The sequence below is a fragment of the Agromyces cucurbitae genome (assembly GCF_058349945.1).
Genome location: NZ_JBYRES010000002.1, coordinates 755625 through 775100, shown reverse-complemented (window position 1 = coordinate 775100; position 19476 = coordinate 755625). Strand labels below are relative to the sequence as shown.

At 70.9% G+C, this 19476-nt stretch carries 17 protein-coding genes; 7 read left to right on the top strand and 10 right to left on the bottom strand.

Annotated elements, in window-relative coordinates:
* Positions 1-43: 43 nt before the first annotated feature.
* The 3 genes from AC3RJ6_RS10450 to AC3RJ6_RS10440 all read right to left on the bottom strand — a co-directional run bounded on the left by AC3RJ6_RS10450 (position 44) and on the right by AC3RJ6_RS10440 (position 4749).
* Positions 44-1774: a glycerol-3-phosphate dehydrogenase/oxidase gene (locus AC3RJ6_RS10450; RefSeq protein WP_491426981.1), complete on the bottom strand. Its 1731-nt coding sequence runs from the start codon at positions 1772-1774 to the stop codon at positions 44-46.
* Positions 1775-1868: 94 nt separating this feature from the next.
* Positions 1869-2993, bottom strand: a complete 1125-nt coding sequence (locus AC3RJ6_RS10445) for a GuaB3 family IMP dehydrogenase-related protein (protein WP_491426980.1) — start codon at positions 2991-2993, stop codon at positions 1869-1871.
* Between the two features lie 55 nt (positions 2994-3048).
* On the bottom strand, positions 3049-4749 hold the full coding sequence (locus tag AC3RJ6_RS10440) for an ABC-F family ATP-binding cassette domain-containing protein (RefSeq protein WP_491426979.1): 1701 nt from the start codon (positions 4747-4749) through the stop codon (positions 3049-3051).
* Positions 4750-4895: 146 nt separating this feature from the next.
* Here AC3RJ6_RS10440 and AC3RJ6_RS10435 point away from each other — a divergent pair, with 146 nt between their 5' ends.
* Together AC3RJ6_RS10435 and AC3RJ6_RS10430 are read left to right on the top strand one after the other, a co-directional pair.
* A complete protein-coding gene (locus AC3RJ6_RS10435) occupies positions 4896-6059 on the top strand; it encodes a MalY/PatB family protein (RefSeq protein ID WP_491426978.1) in 1164 nt (387 codons plus the stop codon).
* Positions 6056-6556: a GNAT family N-acetyltransferase gene (locus tag AC3RJ6_RS10430; protein ID WP_491426977.1), complete on the top strand. Its 501-nt coding sequence runs from the start codon at positions 6056-6058 to the stop codon at positions 6554-6556. Before AC3RJ6_RS10435 ends, AC3RJ6_RS10430 begins: the two co-directional genes overlap by 4 nt.
* 10 nt (positions 6557-6566) lie before the next feature.
* Here the strand turns inward: AC3RJ6_RS10430 and AC3RJ6_RS10425 are convergent, their stop codons facing one another.
* Positions 6567-7424 carry a hypothetical protein gene (locus AC3RJ6_RS10425; RefSeq protein WP_491426976.1) on the bottom strand — a complete coding sequence of 286 codons (858 nt, stop codon included), beginning with the start codon at positions 7422-7424 and terminating at the stop codon, positions 6567-6569.
* Positions 7425-7470: 46 nt separating this feature from the next.
* A complete protein-coding gene (gene guaB, locus AC3RJ6_RS10420) occupies positions 7471-8973 on the bottom strand; it encodes an IMP dehydrogenase (RefSeq protein ID WP_491426975.1) in 1503 nt (500 codons plus the stop codon).
* Between the two features lie 370 nt (positions 8974-9343).
* On the opposite strand from guaB, the gene AC3RJ6_RS10415 reads away from it, so the two are divergent.
* The 4 genes from AC3RJ6_RS10415 to AC3RJ6_RS10400 are packed head-to-tail and all read left to right on the top strand — an operon-like array spanning position 9344 to position 13213.
* A complete protein-coding gene (locus tag AC3RJ6_RS10415) occupies positions 9344-10555 on the top strand; it encodes a branched-chain amino acid ABC transporter permease (protein ID WP_491426973.1) in 1212 nt (403 codons plus the stop codon).
* Between the two features lie 13 nt (positions 10556-10568).
* Entirely contained in the window at positions 10569-11549 is a 981-nt protein-coding gene (locus AC3RJ6_RS10410) for a branched-chain amino acid ABC transporter permease (protein WP_491427165.1), read from the top strand.
* Positions 11539-12453: an ABC transporter ATP-binding protein gene (locus AC3RJ6_RS10405; protein ID WP_491426972.1), complete on the top strand. Its 915-nt coding sequence runs from the start codon at positions 11539-11541 to the stop codon at positions 12451-12453. Before AC3RJ6_RS10410 ends, AC3RJ6_RS10405 begins: the two co-directional genes overlap by 11 nt.
* Entirely contained in the window at positions 12440-13213 is a 774-nt protein-coding gene (locus AC3RJ6_RS10400) for an ABC transporter ATP-binding protein (RefSeq protein WP_491426971.1), read from the top strand. Before AC3RJ6_RS10405 ends, AC3RJ6_RS10400 begins: the two co-directional genes overlap by 14 nt.
* Before the next feature lie 462 nt (positions 13214-13675).
* On the opposite strand, the gene AC3RJ6_RS10395 is transcribed toward AC3RJ6_RS10400, so the two are convergent.
* From AC3RJ6_RS10395 to groES, 3 genes are all read right to left on the bottom strand, one after another.
* On the bottom strand, positions 13676-14974 hold the full coding sequence (locus AC3RJ6_RS10395) for an ABC transporter substrate-binding protein (protein WP_491426970.1): 1299 nt from the start codon (positions 14972-14974) through the stop codon (positions 13676-13678).
* A gap of 231 nt (positions 14975-15205) precedes the next feature.
* The gene (gene rarD, locus AC3RJ6_RS10390; RefSeq protein WP_491426969.1) at positions 15206-16144 is read right to left on the bottom strand and encodes an EamA family transporter RarD; all 939 of its coding nucleotides are present in this window, start codon (positions 16142-16144) and stop codon (positions 15206-15208) included.
* A 149-nt stretch (positions 16145-16293) separates the two neighbouring features.
* On the bottom strand, positions 16294-16590 hold the full coding sequence (groES, locus tag AC3RJ6_RS10385) for a co-chaperone GroES (RefSeq protein WP_022889766.1): 297 nt from the start codon (positions 16588-16590) through the stop codon (positions 16294-16296).
* Between the two features lie 171 nt (positions 16591-16761).
* On the opposite strand from groES, the gene AC3RJ6_RS10380 reads away from it, so the two are divergent.
* Positions 16762-17961, top strand: coding sequence for a class I SAM-dependent methyltransferase (locus AC3RJ6_RS10380; RefSeq protein WP_491426968.1), 1200 nt, complete (start codon positions 16762-16764; stop codon positions 17959-17961).
* Positions 17962-17990: 29 nt separating this feature from the next.
* Here AC3RJ6_RS10380 and AC3RJ6_RS10375 read toward each other — a convergent pair whose 3' ends face one another.
* Entirely contained in the window at positions 17991-18734 is a 744-nt protein-coding gene (locus AC3RJ6_RS10375) for a DUF4190 domain-containing protein (protein ID WP_491426967.1), read from the bottom strand.
* Positions 18735-18742: 8 nt separating this feature from the next.
* Complete coding sequence (locus AC3RJ6_RS10370) at positions 18743-19450, bottom strand: DUF4190 domain-containing protein (RefSeq protein ID WP_491426966.1); 708 nt, start codon at positions 19448-19450, stop codon at positions 18743-18745.
* Positions 19451-19476 lie beyond the last annotated feature (26 nt).

Genomic DNA, 19476 nt, shown 5'->3' with positions numbered 1-19476 from the left:
AACCGAGGCGCGCAGCGCCGTATCGAGGCCGCGGGCTCCGGGCTCAGTCGACCTTCACGATGTCGGGCGCCTCGAGCCGCACCCGGTCGGCGGACTCGTCGTCGGGCTGCTCCTGCGACGCGCGCTCGGCGGCGACGCGCTGCAGGTAGCGTTCGACCTCGAGGGTCTCGCGCGCCTCGTCCCAGCCGAGCACCCGACCCATGAGCTTCGCCGCGACGGGCGCGGCCGACACCCCTCGGTCCCACGACTCGATCGAGATGCGGGTGCGGCGGGCGAGCACGTCGTCGAGGTGCAGGGCGCCCTCGTGTGAGGCCGCGTACACGACCTCGGCGGCGAGGTAGTCGTCGGCGCCGGGCAGCGGCTCCCCGAGCTCGGGGTCGCTGCGAATGAGGTCGAGCAGCTCGTCGGTCAGCGTGCCGTAGCGGTTCAGCAGGTGCTCGATGCGTACCTTGTGCACGCCGAACGCGCGCGCGATCTTGCCCCGCTTGTTCCAGGCCGCCTGGTACCCCTCGGCGCCGAGCAGCGGGATGTCCTGCGTGGCCGACGGCGGAACCTTGCCGTCGAGGGCGTCGACGGCCGCGTCGATGGCGTCCTTCGCCATCACCCGGTAGGTCGTCCACTTGCCGCCCGCGATGACGACGAGCCCGGGCACCGTGTGGGCGACGAGGTGCTCGCGCGACAGCTTCGACGTCTGCTCGCTCTCGCCGGCGAGCAGCGGCCGCAGGCCTGCGTACACGCCCTCGACATCCTCGCGGGTGAGCGGAATGGCGAGCACGCCGTTCACGTGCTCGAGCAGGTAGTCGATGTCGGCCGCGGTCGCCGCGGGGTGGGCCTTGTCGAGGTTCCAGTCGGTGTCGGTCGTGCCGATGAGCCAGTGCCGGCCCCACGGGATCACGAAGAGCACGCTCTTCTCCGTGCGGAAGATCATGCCCATCGCCGACTGGATGCGATCGCGGGGCACGACGAGGTGGATGCCCTTCGAGGCGCGCACCTTGAACGTGCCGCGCTCGCCCACCATGCGCTGGGTGTCGTCGGTCCAGACGCCCGTCGCGTTGACGACCTGCTTCGCGCGCACCTCGAAGTGCTCGTCGGTCTGGAGGTCGTGGGCCTTCACGCCGACGACCCGCTCGCCGACCTTGATGAAGCCCTCGACCTTCACGCGGCTCGCGACGTGGGCGCCGTAGAAGCTCGCGGTGCGGGCGAGGGATGCCACGTAGCGGGCATCGTCGACCTGGGCGTCGTAGTACGTGAGGCCGCCGACGAGGGCGTCCTTCGAGAGCGAGGGGATGGCGCGCATCACCTGGCGCTTCGACAGGTGCCGGTGGTGCGGCACGCCCGGCGGACGCCCGCCCGTGTAGCTGAAGATGTCGTAGAGCATCATGCCCGCGCCGACGTAGAACCGCTCGAAGACGCGCTTCTTGAGCGGGTAGAGGAACCGCACGGGCTTCACGAGGTGCGGGGCGATGCGCTGGAGCAGGAGCCCGCGCTCGATGAGGGCCTCGCGCACGAGCCGGAAGTCGAGCTGTTCGAGGTAGCGGATGCCGCCGTGCACGAGCTTCGACGAGCGGCTCGAGGTGCCCGACGCCCAGTCGCGGGCCTCGAGGAGCCCGGTCGAGAGGCCACGGGTGACGGCGTCGAGCGCCGCACCGGTGCCGACGATGCCGCCGCCGACGACGAGCACGTCGAGCTCTTTCTCTTTCAGGCGCGCAATGGCGGCTTCGCGCTCCTCCGGTCCGAGCTTCTGCGAACGCGTCACCGACTTGAGCTTGGCCATCGTGCCACCCCATCCCCGCGGCTCAGGGCCCGGCCGCGTGATCCGTTTCCACGCTACCCGAACACCGTCGCGGTGAGGAGGGGGCTGGCGCGCGTTACGAACCCAGGTACGGTTCGACGACGACCTCGACGCGCTGGAACTCCTTGAGGTCGGAGTAGCCGGTGGTCGCCATCGACTTCTTGAGTGCGCCGACGAGGTTCGCGGTGCCGTCGGCCGCCGGGGCGGGGCCGTAGAGGACCTCCTCGAGCGGGGCGACCTGGCCGACCTGCACGCGGCGGCCGCGGGGCAGCTTCGCGTGGTGGGCCTCCGCACCCCAGTGGTAGCCGCCGCCGGGCGCGTCGGTCGCGCGGGCGAGCGCCGCACCGAGCATGACCGCGTCGGCGCCGCACGCGACGGCCTTCACGATGTCGCCGGCCGTGCCGACGCCGCCGTCGGCGATGACGTGCACGTAGCGGCCGCCCGACTCGTCGAGGTAGTCGCGGCGCGCGCCGGCCACGTCGGCCACGGCCGTCGCCATGGGCGCGTGGATGCCGAGCGTCGTGCGGGTGGTCGACGCGGCACCGCCGCCGAAGCCGACGAGCACGCCCGCCGCGCCCGTGCGCATGAGGTGGAGCGCGGCCGTGTAGGTCGCTGCCCCGCCGACGATGACGGGCACGTCGAGCTCGTAGATGAACTTCTTGAGGTTGAGCGGCTCCTGGTTCTTCGACACGTGCTCGGCCGAGACGGTCGTGCCGCGGATGACGAAGAGGTCGACGCCAGCGGCGACGACGGTCTCGTACAGCTCTTGCGTGCGCTGCGGCGAGAGCGCACCCGCGACGGTCACACCCGCGGCGCGGATCTCGGCGAGCCGCGCCGACACGAGCTCGGGCTTGATCGGCTCGGCGTAGAGCTGCTGCATGCGCTCGGTGGCGCGGTCGGCGGGGAGGTTGCGGATCTCGGCCAGCACGGGCGCCGGGTCGTCGTACCTGGTCCAGAGGCCTTCGAGGTCGAGCACGCCGAGGCCGCCGAGCTGCCCCATCATGATCGCCGTCTGCGGCGAGACGACCGAGTCCATGGGGGCCGCGAGGAACGGGATGTCGAACTGGTAGGCGTCGATCGACCACGCGACGGACACGTCTTCGGGGTCGCGCGTGCGCCTGCTCGGCACGATCGCGATGTCGTCGAACGCGTACACTCGCCGGCCCCGCTTGGAGCGGCCGATCTCGATCTCCTGGCTCACCGTTCCACCCTACCGTCCGGCCCGGCCGCGGCCCGGGTCCCCCGCCGCGCGACGGTCATCGCGCGCGGGCGACCCGGCCCTCATCCCACACCGGCGCGTCGGTCTCGACCACCTCGCCCGACTCGGTGAAGACCACGAAGCGGTCGAAGCTGCGGGTGAACCAGCGGTCGTGGGTGACCGCGAGCACGGTGCCGTCGAAGCGCTCGAGCGCCTCCTCGAGCGCCTCGGCCGAGACGAGGTCGAGGTTGTCGGTCGGCTCGTCGAGCAGCAGCAGGGTCGCCCCCGAGAGCTCGAGCAACAGGATCTGCAGGCGCGCCTGCTGCCCACCCGAGAGCTGTTCGAAGTTCTGCAGCGCGGCACCGGCCAGCCCGTAGCGGTCGAGCGCCGAGCTCGCGGCCTCGCGCGGCAGACCGTCGCGGTCGGCGTCGCCCCGGTGCAGGATGTCGAGCAGGGTGCGGCCACGGAACTCGGGGTGCTCGTGGTTCTGCGCGAACCAGCCGGGCACGACCCGTGCGCCGAGCACCGCGCGCCCCTCGTGCGGCACCCGGGCGAGCGTCTCCCCCACGCTCGTCACGTGCCCGAGCGTGCGGTCGGGCTCGGTGCCGCCGCCCGCGAGCAGCCGCAGGAAGTGCGACTTGCCCGACCCGTTCGAGCCGAGCACCGCGATGCGGTCGCCGTACCAGACCTCGAGGTCGAACGGCCGCATGAGCCCGGTGAGCTCGAGCGCCTCGCACACGACCGCGCGCTTGCCCGTGCGCGAGCCGCGCAGCCGCATCGACACGGCCTGCGCGGGCGGGCGCTCCTGCGGCGGCCCCGCCTCCTCGAACTTCGAGAGACGCGTGGTCGCCGCCTTGTACGCGGCCGCCATGTCGGCGTTGTACTTCGCCTTCTCGCGCATCCGCAGCACGAGCGCCTTGAGCGCCGCGTGCTGCTCGTCCCAGCGTCGCCGCAGCTCGTCGAGCCGCTCGAACCGCGCCTCGCGGGCCTCGTGGTACCCCTCGAACCCGCCGCCGTGCACCCACGCCGTGTTGCCCGCGGTGCCGAGCTCGATCGTGACGATGCGGTCGGCGGCGCGAGCGAGCAGCTCACGATCGTGCGAGACGAGCAGCACGGTCTTCGAGGTCTCCCGCAGCCGGTCCTCGAGCCAGCGCTTGCCGGGCACGTCGAGCGAGTTGTCGGGCTCGTCGAGCAGCAGCACCTGCTCGGGCCCGCGCAAGAGCGCCTCGAGCGCGAGCCGCTTCTGCTCCCCGCCCGAGAGCGTCGACAGCTCGCGCCACTTCGCGCGCTCGTAGGGGATGCCGAGCGCCGCCTGCGTGCAGTGGTCCCAGACGACCTCCTGCTCGTAGCCGCCGGCCTCGGCGTACTCGGCGAGCGCGGTCGCGTACCGCATCTGCGCGTCGGTGTCGTCGCGTTCGATGAGGGCGTTCTCGGATGCCTCGAGCTCGAGCGCGGCCTCCCTGATGCGGCGCGGCGCGACCGAGACGAGCAGGCCCTGCACCGAGGCATCCGCCCCCTCGACGGTTCGGCCGGTGCCGATGAACTGGTCCATCACGCCGAGGCCGCCGTCGACCTGCACGCTGCCCTCGTCGGGCCGGAGGTCGCCGCGGATGATGCGCAGGAGGGTCGACTTGCCGGCGCCGTTGGCGCCGATGAGCGCGGTCGTCGCACCCTCCGAGACGCGGCAGGCGAGGCGCGCGAGCAGCGGCCGCCCGTCGGGGAGCGAGTACGAGACGCCGTTGACGTCGATGAAGCCCATGGGTTCGTGTTCCGATCGGTCTGCGACCGGAATCGGGACGCCCGCGGTCGCGCCGCCAGGTGACGAGCAGAGCTGGGCAGCCGACCAGACTACAGCCGCACCCGCCACCCCTGCCAGTCCTCGGCGTTCTGCGGCAAGCTGGAGGCATGCATCGCATCGCCGCTGAGCCCCTCGACGCCCTCCGCACCCGCACGAGCGAGAAGTGGCGGCACTACGACGCCGACGTGCTGCCGTTGCCCGTCGCCGAGATGGACTATCCGCTCGCCGAGCCGGTCGCCGCGGCGCTGCACGCCGCGATCGACCGCTCCGACACGGGCTACGCCGCGGGCAGCCGGGCGGTCGCCGAGGCGTTCGCGCCGTTCGCCGCCGAGCGGTTCGGGTGGGAGGTCGACCCGGCGCGCGTGACGTGCACGGGCGACGTCGCGATGGGACTCGTCGAGGTGCTTCGCCAGGTGACGACGCCGGGCGACGCGGTCATCGTGACGCCGCCCATCTATCCCCCGTTCTTCGACATCGTGACCGAGGCGTCGGCGCGGGTCGTCGAGGTGCCCATGCGCGGCGGCATCGACGAGGGGTGGGCGCTCGACCTCGACGGCATCGACGCGGCGTTCGCGGCCGGCGCGAAGGCCATGCTGCTCTGCAACCCGCACAACCCGATCGGGCTGGTTCCGCCGCGCGACGACCTGGCCGCCCTCGCCGAGATCGCCGCGCGCCACGGGGTGACGATCGTCTCCGACGAGGTGCACGGGCCGCTGTCGCAGCCGGGCACCGTCTACACGCCGTTCCTGACGGTCTCCGACGCCGCGCGCGAGCACGGCGTCACGGTGACGGCCGCGTCGAAGGCGTTCAACCTCGCGGGCCTCAAGGCGGCCATGATGGTCACGGCGTCCGACCGCGGCGACGCGGTGCGCCGTGCCATGCCCTACGAGGTCGAGTGGCGCATGAGCCAGTTCGGCTCGATCGCCTCGGTCGCCGCCTTCCGCGAGGGCGGGTACTGGCTCGACGGCGTGCTCGCGAGCCTCGACGACAACCGGCGCCTGCTCGCCGAGCTCATCGCCGACGAGCTGCCGGGCGTGCGCTACCGCATCCCCGACGCGACCTACCTCGCCTGGCTCGATCTCTCGTCGCTCGGCTGGGGCGACGACCCCGCCGAGGTCGCACTCGAGCGGGCGAGGGTCGCCCTCGGCATCGGCACGATGTTCGGCAAGCAGGTCGGGCGCGGCCACGTGCGGCTGAACTTCGCGTGCACGCCCGAGGTGCTCGCCGAGGCGATCACCCGGCTCGCCGACGCGGCCGGCGGCGACGCATGAGCACGGGCGGCGTCCGGCGACCGGATGCCTCGCCCCGCGGCATCCGCCTCGCCGGCGTCGACGACGCCGCGACCGCGGCCCGCCTGCAGGTCGAGTTCGCCGAGGAGTTCGACACCCCCACCCCGACCCGCGACGAGCTCGAACCCCGCTTCCGCCGGCTCATCGCCGACCCCGACGGGTTCGTGCTGTTCTCGGGCGACGGAGCGGAGCCGACCGGCTACGCCGTCGTGACCCTGCGACCCACGGTGTACTGCGAGGGCCTGCTCGCCGTGCTCGACGAGCTCTACGTCGTGCCCGCCCGGCGCGGCGACGGCATCGGCACGGCGCTCCTCGGGCATGCGATCGCCGAGGTGCTCCGCCGAGGGGGCGGCGAGATGCACATCAACGTCGACGAGGTCGACGTCGACGCCCGCCGGTTCTACGAGCGCCACGGCTTCGTGAACATCGAGCCGGGCACCGACTACCGCATGCTCTGCTACATCAGGGAGCTGGTGTAGTCGTCGACGCTCACGGCCCGATCGCGGCACCCGACGCGGCGGCCCCGAGCTCGACGGCCCGTCCGACCATGCCGACGCCCGGAGGCACCGGCGTGTCGGCCGGCACGGGGATGCCGCGGCGCTGCAGTTCGGCGCGCACCGCGAGCTGCGTCCGCTCGAGCGAGGCGCGCTGCTCGGGCGCGAGGAGCGCATAGGCGGCGACCGCGTCGTCCACCGCGCGTTCGCGCGCCGCGCGCAGTCCGGCCTGCACCCGTGCCCGGAAGTCGTCGACGACCGCTTCGCGTTCGACCTCGCTCGGCAGCCGGTGCCGCGCGACCGCACCGGCGACCGCGATCGCGCCCGTCGTGAGCGTCGCGGCGGCACCGAGCCACAGCCACGGGACGAGCTGCCGATCGACACTCGTCACCACCCACACCGACGGCCACATCGTGAGAGCGCTGAGGATCGCGAAGGCCGCGCTCGTGAACGCGACCGCCGGGCCCGGCGGATCGGCTCGGCGGATCGGCAGCGCCGCGATCGCGCACCCGATCGCGGCCACCGCGAGCAGCACCATCGCATACGGCATCATGTCGGCCGGATCGAGCTTCGCCCGGGAGAAGAAGAACGCGAACGCCGCGGCGACCGCGAGGAGCGCGATGAGGAGGCCGCACCCGGTGCGCCCGCGCATCGGTCCGACGGCACGAGCCGCGTCCTTCGCGGCCTCCGACGGGGAGGCCTGCAGCTCCTCCAGCAGCCGCGGCCGCACCTGCTCGGCCTCCCGCCGCGCGGCCCCGGCGATCTCGGCGAGGCGCCCGGCATAGGCCGGCGCCTCGCCGACGAGCACGCGCTCGACCGCGTCGGGATCGCGCACGAGCACGTGCTTCTGCACGATGCGGGCGTACTCCAGCGCGTCCACCTCGTCGGGCGGCCGCGCGTCAGCGCGTGTAGTTCGGCGCCTCGACGACGATCTGCACGTCGTGCGGGTGCGACTCCTTGAGGCCCGCGGGCGTGATGCGCACGAAGCGGCCCTTGGTCTTGAGCTCGGCGATCGTGCGCGCACCGACGTAGAACATCGACTGGCGGAGGCCCCCGATGAGCTGGTACGCGACGGCCGACAGCGGGCCGCGGTACGGCACCTGGCCCTCGATGCCCTCGGGGATCAGCTTGTCGTCGCTCGGCACGTCGGCCTGGAAGTAGCGGTCCTTCGAGTACGAGGTCTTCTTGCCGCGCGTCTGCAGGGCGCCGAGGGAGCCCATGCCGCGGTAGGCCTTGAACTGCTTGCCGTTCTGGAAGACGAGCTCGCCCGGGCTCTCGGCGGTGCCCGCGAGGAGCGAACCGAGCATGACCGTGTCGGCCCCGGCGACGAGCGCCTTCGCGATGTCGCCCGAGTACTGCAGGCCGCCGTCGGCGATGAGCGGCACGCCGGCCGGCTTCGTCGCCTTGGATGCCTCGTAGACGGCGGTGATCTGCGGCACGCCGACACCCGCGACGACGCGTGTGGTGCAGATCGAGCCGGGCCCGACGCCGACCTTGACGGCGTCGGCGCCGGCCTCGACGAGCGCCTTGGCGCCCTCGTAGGTCGCGACGTTGCCGCCGATGACGTCGATGTGGGCGAAGGTCGGGTCGGCCTTCAGGCGGCGGATGATGTCGAGCACGCCCGCCGACTCGCCGTTCGCGGTGTCGACCACGAGCACGTCGACGCCCGCGTCGCGCAGCGCCTCGGCGCGCTCCCACGCGTCGCCGAAGAAGCCCATCGCCGCGCCCACGCGGAGGCGGCCCTCGTCGTCCTTCGTGGCGTTCGGGTACTGCTCGCTCTTGTCGAAGTCCTTCACGGTGATGAGGCCCGTGAGGTGGCCCTCGTCGTCGACGAGGGGAAGCTTCTCGACCTTGTGCTTCGCGAAGATCGCGAGCGCCTCGTCGGGGTTCATGCCGACCCGGCCCGTGATGAGCGGCATCTTCGTCATGACCTCGGAGACCTTCGTCGACGGCTTCTCGAAGTCGGCGACGAAGCGCATGTCGCGGTTGGAGATGATGCCGACGAGCTTGCCCTCGTCGTCGACCACCGGAAGGCCGCTCACGCGGTACATGGCGCACAGCGCGTCGACATCGGCGACCGAGGCGTCGGGCGTCGTCGTCACGGGGTTGGAGACCATGCCCGACTCGCTGCGCTTGACGCGGTCGACCATGTCGGCCTGGTCTTCGATCGACAGGTTGCGGTGCAGGATGCCGATACCGCCCTGGCGCGCCATGGCGATCGCCATGCGGGCCTCGGTGACGGTGTCCATCGCGGCCGACAGCAGCGGCGTGGCGACGGTGATGCGGCGGGTGAGCCGCGAGGCCGTGTCGGCCTCGGAGGGGATCACGTCGGTGTGACCTGGCAGGAGGAGGACGTCGTCGTACGTGAGTCCAGTGAATCCGAACGGATCTGCCTGATCCATGACTTCCCTTCGTGTCGAACACCCGAGCCGGTCGGCGTGGTGGGTGGAGGTGGCGGTGCATCAATGTTAAGCGAGTTCTCGCCGCGGGCATTCCCCCCGATCTTCATAACGATCCAGCACAAACGGCGGCCGGTGACGGGCGACAGCACACGGGCACGCCGAGCATGGGTCATAATCGGCAGGTACCGTCGACGACGCCGTCGGCGGAAAGGACCGGTCCCGGAGGTCTCACCACGCTCTCCGGTGACCCCTTGGAGGTGCAGTGGAACCCACGAGATCTGTCCAGACTCGCTCTCGCGGGAGGTGGCTCCTTCTCCTCGGAATACTCCTGTCCGCACTCACTCTGTCCGGCATCGCAGCGTCCCCTGCGATGGCGGAGGATGGGAGTGCGGCCTCGGCTTCCGACGAGTTCGAGTACCACTTCTCGGGCAATGTGCAGTACAACGACGAACCGCTCGAAGGCGTGAAGATCACGGTCGAGGGCGGCGGATTCTCCGCCGACACCGAGACCGACGCCGACGGCAAGTGGACCATCGGCGTGCCCGAGAAGACCGAGTACACCGTCGAGCTCGATGAAGACACGCTGCCCAAGGGCGTCGTCGTGTCGAAGGGCGAGAACCCCCGCACGGCGGAGTTCGGGCTGACGAACAACAAGTCGGTGAACTTCTTCCTCGGCGAAGGCACGCGGGTGACTGTGTCGTTCTTCGACCAGCTCGTCAACCGCGTCGTCAACGGCCTGAACTTCGGCCTGCTGCTCGCTCTCGCGGCGATCGGGCTGTCGCTCATCTACGGCACCACGGGGCTCAGCAACTTCGCGCACTCCGAGATGATCACGTTCGGCGCGCTCATGACCCTGACGTTCGCCAACATCCTCGGCCTGCCGATCGCCATCGCGATCCTCATCGCGATCATCTTGAGCGCAGGCCTCGGCTGGACCCTCGATGCGGCGTTGTGGAAGCCGTTGCGACGACGCGGCGTCGGCGTCATCCAGCTCATGATCGTGAGCATCGGCCTCGCCCTCGCGATGCGGTACACCTACCAGTTCTTCTACGGCGGACGCACCCGGCAGCTGCCCGGCGCGGCGCCGGCGGAGTTCCACCTCGGGCCGCTGTCGCTGTCGTGGGTCGATGTCGCGAGCATGGGCATCAGCATCGTGGTCCTGCTCGCCGTCGCGTTCTTCCTGCTGCGCACCCGCATCGGCAAGGCGACGCGCGCGGTGTCCGACAACCCGAGCCTCGCCGCCGCGAGCGGCATCGACGTCGACCGCACGATCCGCATCGTGTGGGTGCTCGGCGCCGCGCTCGCGGGCCTCAGCGGCATCCTCTGGGCCTACTACCGACCGGGCGCGAGCTGGGACATGGGCTTCCAGATCCTGCTGCTCGTGTTCGCGGCCGTCACCCTCGGCGGGCTCGGCACCGCGTTCGGAGCCCTCATCGGCTCCCTCATCGTCGGACTGTTCGTCGAGCTCTCGACGCTCTGGATCCCGGCAGACATGAAGTTCGTCGCGGCACTGGTGATCCTCATCCTCGTGCTGCTGCTGCGTCCGCAGGGCATCCTCGGTCGCCGAGAGCGGATCGGCTAGGAGGCCCGAAATGATCGACTGGGGAGCAATCTTCTCGAACGCGGCCGTCGAGGTGCTGAGCCCGACCACCGCCGCCTACGCGCTCGCGGCCCTCGGCCTCGCGGTGCACTTCGGCTACACGGGCCTCCTGAACTTCGGCCAGGCCGGCTTCATGGCGCTCGGCGCCTACGGCTACGCGATCTCGACCCTGACGTTCGGGTTCCCGGTGTGGGCGTCCGTGCTCGTCGGCGTCGGGGCGTCCGTCGTCTTCGCGCTCATCCTCGGTATCCCGACGCTGCGTCTGCGCGCCGACTACCTCGCGATCGTGACGATCGCGGCGGCCGAGATCCTGCGACTGCTGTTCACGACCAACACGTTCCGCGACGTCACGGGTTCGGCGAACGGCCTGAGCGAGTACAAAGACGGATTCCGCGCGCTCAACCCGTTCACCTTCGAGGGCACGGCGGGCTTCGGCCCGTGGGTGTTCAGCGCGAACGACTGGTGGAGCATCCTCGTCGCGTGGGTGATCGTCGCGATCGCCTGCGTGCTCGTCTGGCTGCTCATGCGCAGCCCGTGGGGCCGCGTGCTCAAGGGCATCCGCGAAGACGAGGACGCCGTGCGGTCGCTCGGCAAGAACGTCTACTCGTACAAGATGCAGAGCCTCATCCTCGGCGGCGTGTTCGGCACGTTCGCGGGCATGATCTTCATCCTGCCCCGCGCCGTCGTCCCGGCGAACTACGCGACCTCGCTGACATTCTTCACGTGGGCGATCCTGCTGCTCGGCGGGGCCGCGACCGTGCTCGGCCCCGTGCTCGGCTCGATCGTGTTCTGGGTCGTGCTGTCGTTCTTCTCGGGCTTCGTCGCGCGGGCCGTCGAGGCCGGCTGGCTGCCGATCACCGAGGTGCAGTCGGGCCAGCTCCGATTCATCCTCGTCGGCGTGGCGATCATGCTCATGGTCGTGTTCAGACCACAGGGCATGCTCGGTAACAAGAAGGAGATGTCCTTTGTCAAGTGACGCCGTTCCCACGAAGAAGCCGGTCAAGTCCGTCGGCCTGCACGTCGGCGACGCCGCACCGGGCTGCAAGAAGACCGATCCGATCCTGATCGCCGACGGCGTCAAGCGCACGTTCGGCGGCCTCACCGCGGTCGACGTCGCGCACGTCGAGATCCCGCGCGGCGCCATCACGGCCCTCATCGGCCCCAACGGCGCCGGCAAGACGACGTTCTTCAACCTGCTGACCGGGTTCGACAAGCCCGACACCGGCAACTGGAGCTTCGACGGCAGGTCGCTCGCGCACGTCCCCGCGTTCAAGGTCGCGCGCATGGGCCTCATCCGCACCTTCCAGCTCACGAAGGCGCTCGGCCTCCTGACCGTCATGGACAACATGAAGCTCGGGGCGACGGGCCAGCGGGGCGAGAACGCGTTCCGGGCCCTGCTGCCGTTCCTGTGGCGCAAGCAGGACGACGAGATCGAGCAGAAGGCACTCGAGCTCCTCGGCCGCTTCAAGCTCGACGCCAAGAAGGACGACTACGCCGCGAGCCTCTCGGGCGGTCAGCGCAAGCTCCTCGAGATGGCCAGGGCGCTCATGAGCGACCCGACGCTCGTCATGCTCGACGAGCCGATGGCCGGCGTGAACCCCGCGCTCACCCAGTCGCTGCTCGATCACATCCTCGACCTGAAGACCCAGGGCATGACGGTGCTCTTCGTCGAGCACGACATGCACATGGTGCGCCACATCGCCGACTGGGTGATCGTGATGGCCGAGGGCAAGGTCGTCGCCGAGGGCGACCCGCACACGGTCATGCAGGACCAGGCCGTGATCGACGCCTACCTCGGCCAGCACCACGACCAGGATCTCGGCGCAGCCGACACCGGTCACGTCGAAGCGCTGAAGGAGCTCATCGATGACGAACAGTAGCCCCGCCCCCGCCATCGAGCAGCCGGCCGCCGGCGATCTCGTCGTCGAGGTGCGCGACATCACCGCCGGATACCTGCCGGGGGTGAACATCCTCAACGGGTGCTCGCTCACCGCGGCTCCCGGCGAGCTGATCGGCATCATCGGCCCGAACGGCGCCGGCAAGTCGACGCTGCTCAAGTCGATCTTCGGCCTCGTGAAGGTGCGCGACGGCGGCATCTTCCTGAACGGCGAGGAGATCACGAACCTCAAGGCGAACAAGCTCGTCGCGAAGGGCGTCGGGTTCGTGCCCCAGACGAACAACGTGTTCCCGTCGCTCACGATCCGCGAGAACCTCGAGATGGGCATCTACCTGCGCCCGAAGGGCATCACCGAGCGGCTCGAGTTCGTCACGGCGATCTTCCCCGAGCTCGGCAAGCGGCTCGGCCAGCGCGCCGGATCGCTCTCGGGCGGCGAGCGCCAGATGGTCGCGATGTCGCGCGCGCTCATGATGGGCCCGCACGTGCTGCTGCTCGACGAGCCGAGCGCCGGCCTCTCGCCCGTCCGTCAAGACGAGGCGTTCCTGCGCGTGAAGGAGATCAACAAGGCCGGGGTGACCACCATCATGGTCGAGCAGAACGCGCGCCGCTGCCTGCAGATCTGCGACCGCGGCTACGTGCTCGACCAGGGCCGCGACGCCTACACGGGCACGGGCCGCGAGCTGCTCAACGACCCGAAGGTCATCGGGCTCTACCTGGGCACGCTCGGCCAGGACGACGACTGACCGGAACCCCTCACCGAAGAACGGGCGGATGCTGCGGCATCCGCCCGTTCTCGTTCGTCGACGGCGGCGCCGCTGTCTGGCGTGCGGGCCACGTCTCGCGGCTGAAGGCCGTCCCCGACAGCGCGCCACGTCGCGCCTGAACCACCCGCCCGACCAGCGCCCCGCCACACGTCGCTGGACCGCCCGGGCCCACGTCACGCCACGCCACGCCACACCATGCCATGCCATGCCACGCCACGCCACGCCATGCCATGCCATGCCATGCCATGAGCCTCGAGTGGGCCAATATCGCCCCTGCAGAGCGTGTTTCAGGGCGATATGCGCCCACTCGATCCCCACGCCTCCCACGCGCGCCGGAGCTGCGGCGACGCGACGAGCGGGCGAGCGCGTATCTGCGCGCACGAGAGCACGAGAACGGCCCCGGCGCGATGCGCCGGGGCCGTTCCGAATGTCGCTGAACGCTTAGTTGATGCGCTCCGAGACGTTCTGGTCGTTGTACTCGTAGATGCCGATCGTGGCGCCCTGCGGGTCGCCGTTCTCGTCGAACGAGATCGGGCCCGACAGACCGTCGTAGTCGATCTGCTTGCCCTCGGCGAGCGCCTTCGCGCCGTCTTCGAACGAGGTGACCTTCTCGCCGTCGCCGGTCGAGCCCGACACCTGCGTGAGGTAGTCGGCGATCGACTGACCGCTCGCCTCGTTGGCCGCGTAGGCCGCGAGGGCGAACAGCACGATGTTGTCGTACGACTCCGCCGCGTAGGTGAAGTCGGTCAGGCTCGGGTCGATCTCCTTCAGGCGGTCGGTGAAGTCACCGAGCGTCGCGAGGTCGAGACCGGGCGTGGTCGCGTGCGCGCCCTTGATGAGGCCCGGGGCGAAGTCGGCGCTGTAGTCGAGCCGGTTGCCGTCGGTGAGGTAGATCTTGTCACCGGGGAAGCCCGTGCCGACCAGGTCGGGGATGATGACCTTCGCCTCGTCGAACGAGATGATGACGATCGCGTCGGGGTTCTGGGCCGTCACGTCGCCGATCTGGGTCGAGAAGTTCGTGTCGCCCGTGTTGAACGACGACTCGGCCACGACCTCGCCGCCGGCACCCTCGAACGCCTTCTTGGTGGCGTCGGCGAAGCCGGTGCCGTAGGCGTCGTTCTGGTAGATGATGCCCAGCGTCGAGTTGCCGTCTTCGGCGACCAGGTTGCCGAGCACCTCGCCCTGGAGGAGGTCGGACGGCGCGGTGCGGAAGTACAGGCCGTTGTCGTTGATCGACGACAGGTCGAGACCCGTGTTCGACGGCGACATGAGCACGACGCCCGCGCTCGTGACCTGCTCGTAGATGTTGCGGGTCGTCGCGGAGGCCGCAGCGCCCGAGATGGCCGCGACGTCCTGCGAGAGCAGGTCGGTGACCGAACCGGTCGCGACATCGACCGTGCTGTCGCCCTCGTCGCGGAGGGTCAGCTCGACCGTGATGCCGAGGTCGGCGGCGTTGATGTCGTTCACCGCGAGCTGCGCGGCCGCGATCTGGGGCGGGCCGAGCACCGCGAGGGTGCCGGACTGCGGCGCGATCTGGCCGACCTTCAGCGTGAGGTCGCGGTCGCCGGCCTCGACGGGCTGGGCGTCGCCGGTGTCGGCGGGCTTCTCGCTCTCGGTCGACGACGGGGTGCCGCCTGAAGTGCACGCGGTGAGCAGGAGGGTGCTGACGCCGACGATGGCGAGACCCGTCCATGCAGCGCGCGCAGAACGCTTGGCCGAAGCCTTCGCGAAGACGCTCATGTTGCTCCTTGGGACTGAAGGAATTTCGTTACACGATCAAGCGCCGTAACGACGCCGTTGATCGACAGTATGCCGGGGCATCCCACCGAGACAAGTCACCCCGGTCACAACCCGGTAACACCGGCCGGATCGTTACCCGCTCGACACCTTTTCGGGGGTCGGACGCACGAAATCCGCGTCATACGACGGCATCCGCTGCGGAATCCGCCATCCTCGCGCCCTCGCGCGACGTCAGACCGGTTCGGCGAAGACGCGCCTCGCGGACCGGGCGCTGCGCACCAGGTCGAAGGTGAGCACGGCGAGCGCGACCCAGACGAGGCCGAACCCGATCCAGCGCTCGGGCGGCATCGGCTCGCCCAGCACCGCGACGCCGACGATGAACTGGATGAACGGCGCGAAGTACTGGATGAAGCCCATGTAGATGAGCGGCAGCCGCCGCGACGCCGCCGCGAAGAGCAGCAGGGGCACCGCCGTGACGACGCCCGCGAGCGAGAGCAGCACGGCGTGCCACGCACCGTAGGCGCCCATCGTGAGCCCCTCCTGCGCCGCGATCCACCACAGCTGCACGCCCGCCACGGGCGCGAGCCAGAGCGTCTCGAGCGTGAGCCCCGAGACGGCGTCGACGCGCGGGCCGACGCGCTTCTTGATGAGCCCGTAGAAGCCGAACGAGAACGCGAGCAGCAACGCGATCCACGGGAACTGCCCGTGCCCGACGGCGAGCACGACGACCGCGACCATCGAGATGCCGACGGCGACCCACTGGGTCGGATTGAGGCGTTCCCGCAGGATGAGCACGCCGAGGAAGATGGTCACGATCGGGTTGATGAAGTACCCGAGCGACGCCTCGACGACCTGCTCGTTCACCGCCGCGTAGACGTAGGTCTCCCAGTTCACGAAGATGAGGGCGCCGGCCGCGGCCATCGTGAAGAGCACGCGCCGGTTGCGCAGGAGCGCGATGAACTTCGGCCAGCCGCGCGTCACCGTGATGAGCAGCGCGCAGAAGACGAGCGACAGCAGGATGCGCCAGGCGACGATCTCGACCGAGCCGGTCGGCTGCAGCGCGATGAAGTAGATGGGCAGCACGCCCCACAGCAGGTACGCGGAGATCGCGTAGCCGAGACCCGGTCGGCTGATCGCGCCGTGTTCGGCGTGTGCGGAGCGGGAATTCACCGATACAGCCTACGCCCGCCGGCCGGCCCGGCCGAATCGATTCGACATCGGATGCCTCGGGCTCGCGCACCTCGGCCGCATCGCCGCAAGGAACGGCGAACGGCCCGGATGCCGAAGCATCCGGGCCGTTCGCGCCGGGTTCGAGTCGCTCAGCGAACGACGACCGCGAGCACGTCGCGGGCCGAGAGCACGAGGAAGTCCTCGCCGCCGAACTTGACCTCGGTGCCGCCGTACTTCGAGTAGATGACCTTGTCGCCGACCGCGACGTCGAGCGGGACGCGGTTGCCGTTGTCGTCGATGCGACCGGGGCCCACGGCCACGACCTCGCCCTCCTGCGGCTTCTCCTTCGCGGTGTCGGGGATGACGAGACCCGACGCCGTGGTCTGCTCGGCCTCGACCTGCTTGATGACGATGCGATCCTCGAGCGGCTTGATGGAAACCGACACGGTTGACCCCTTTTCTAGACGAATGCCGTCTTTTGACGAAGACTGGTTAGCAGCCTCAGAGCGAGAGTGCTAAAGCGAGTCTAGGCGCGTTCTGGCACTCGTGCAACGTGAGTGCCAATGCCGTTCACGCGAGGCGAACAGGGGTCTCCCGCGCGATGCTAGCGTTGCCGCGTGGAACGCTCCGACCTCGTCGAACTGCTCTCCCCCGAGGGGCTGCGACTGCTCGACGCCCTCCCCGCATGGGACTCGAAGGCCGACATCGTGAAGACCGTCGCCGAGCTCCGGCGGCAGGGGTACGACGCGGGCCTCGTCGCGGCCGTGCTCAGCCAGTCGAAGCTGCGCGCGAAGGCGGCATCCAAGTTCGGCCCCTTCGCCGACCGCATGCTGTTCACCGAGGCGGGCCTCGAGCAGGCGACCCGACTGCAGGTCGCGGCGCTGCACGCCGGACGGTTCTCCCGTGCCGGGGTGCGCCACGTCGCCGACCTGGGCTGCGGCATCGGCGGCGACGCGCTCGCGATGGCCGCGATCGACCTCGAGGTCACGGCGGCCGATGCCGACGAGGTGACGGCGGCGATCGCGGCCTTCAACCTCACGCCATTCCCGCACGCCCGCGTGCTGCATTCGCGAGCCGAGGACGTCGCGCTCGGCGGCATCGACGGCGCGTGGCTCGACCCGGCGCGGCGCACCACGGCGGGCGGCACCACGACGCGCATCGCGGATGCCTCGGCGTATTCGCCGAGCCTCGACTTCGCGTTCGGGCTGGCCGACCGCATGCCCGTCGGCGTGAAGCTCGGCCCGGGCACCGACCGCGACGTCGTGCCGGCCGGTGCCGAGGCGCAGTGGGTCTCGGTCGACGGCGACGTCGTCGAGCTCGGCGTCTGGCTCGGCGCGCTCGCCCGCCCCGGCATCGGGCGCTCGGCGCTCGTCATCCGCGGCGACGCGGCCCACGAGCTCGTCGCGCCGGCCGACAGCGAGGACGCCCCCGACGGTCCCCTCGGCGACTACGTCTACGAGCCCGACGGCGCGGTCATCCGGGCGCGCCTCATCGGCGACCTCGCGCGCGCGAACGGCGCGTGGATGCTGAGCCCCGGCATCGCCTACCTCACCGCCGACACGGCGTTCGACTCGCCGTTCGCGCGGGGCTTCCGAGTGCTCGATCGCCTGCCCGCCGACGAACGGGGCCTGCGCCAGGCGCTGCAGGCGCGCGGCATCGGCACCGTCGAGATCAAGAAGCGGGGCGTCGACGTCGACCCCGCGGCGCTGCGCACCCGGTTGAAGCTGAAGGGCTCCGACCGCGCGACGATCGTGCTCACGCGCGAGCAGGGCCGCCACGTGGCGCTGCTCGTCGAGCGGCTCGAAGCGGCCGGCTGAGGAGCTCCCGCGGCAGGAGCACGCCGCCCTCAGACCGGCAGCGCGCCGAACACGATCGCGTAGTAGCCGATCCAGACGGCCGAGAACACGAGCCCGGCGAGCCCCGTGCCGATGCCCACGAACGCGAGCGCGCGGCCGTGCTCCTCACGGCGCAGGCCGAGCACGCCGAACACGATCGCCGCGATCGACAGCGGCAGCATCCAGCCGACGAAGAGCGACGCGGCCGCGCCGATCACGCCCGTGACGGCGGCGACCCAGCTGAACGCCCGGCGCTGCTGCTCCTCCTCCTCGAGCTCCTCGGCCTGGTCGTAGCCGGCCCGATGCACGATGAGGAGCTGACCGGTGGAGATCCGGCGCAGCTGTCCGGTGTCGACCGGCACGTCGAACTCGCGCTGGGCGGGCCCGGCGGAGTCGGCCTCGAGGATCGCGGGGTCGGCGCGGAAGGTCGGCTCGGCAGGCCGATAGGGCGCGAGCGGATCGACGGGGCCGGAGCGACGCTCGTCGGCGGCCGGCTCGGCAGGACCGCCCGGCTCGTCGGCGGCCGGCTCGGCAGGACCGCCCGGCTCGTCGGCGGCCGGATCGGCAGGACCGCCCGGCTCGTCGAGAACGGCGGGCTCGGCAGGACGGGCGGCCGCGTCGAGACGGCCCAACTCGTCGGCGGCCGGCTCGTCGGGTCGGCCCGCCTCGCCGGGAAGGACCGGCCCGGCGGTCGGCCCTCCCGGCAGACGGTCGGGGGCCTCGCCGTCAGGCGAAGCCCCCTCGCGTTCGGTCATCTCGCCGCTCAGTAGTCGTACGACGGCGTGTCGTACAGATCCGCCGTCGACAGCAGCACACCCCAGAGCACGAACGAGAGCAGCGCGATCGCGATGCCGACGAATCCGAGGATGATGCCGGTGAGCCACATGCCCTTGGCCTGCGGCTCCTTGCTCTTGCCGATGAAGCCGAGCACCACGGCCGCAGCCGGGATGAACAGCTGCAGCACGCCGCCGACGAAGGGCAGGAACACGACGGCGAAGCCCACGAGTCCCACGATGCCGGCGATCAGCGAGATGAGGCTGAACACCGGGGTCTTCTTCGCGGGCGCCGCACCGTAGGCGGGCGCCGCGTAGCCTGGCGCGCCGTAGCCCGGCTGCGCCGTGGGCGCACCGTAGGCGTTCGGAGCGGGCGGAGGCGGCGGGGTCGCCGACCCGTAGGCCGGGGGCGTCGCCGCAGGTGCGCCGTACGCCGGAGGCGCGGGCGGCGCCGGCGGCGCGGGCGGGGCCGGGGGTTCGGGCGCCGCGGGCGGCTCGGGCGCGCTCGGCACCTCGGGCACCTCGGGACCCGACGCCGCGGCGTCGACCGGGACGACCGGCTCGGGGGCACCCGGCACGCCGGGCTCCGTCGGAGTCGGCGCGTCGGGCTCGGGCACGTTCGGCACCTCGGGCTCGACCGGTGCGCCGGGGACCTCGGGGGTCTCGGGCGTCTCGTCGGGATTTCTCGGATCAGTCATTTCTTCCCCCTCTGATTCGCGTCAGG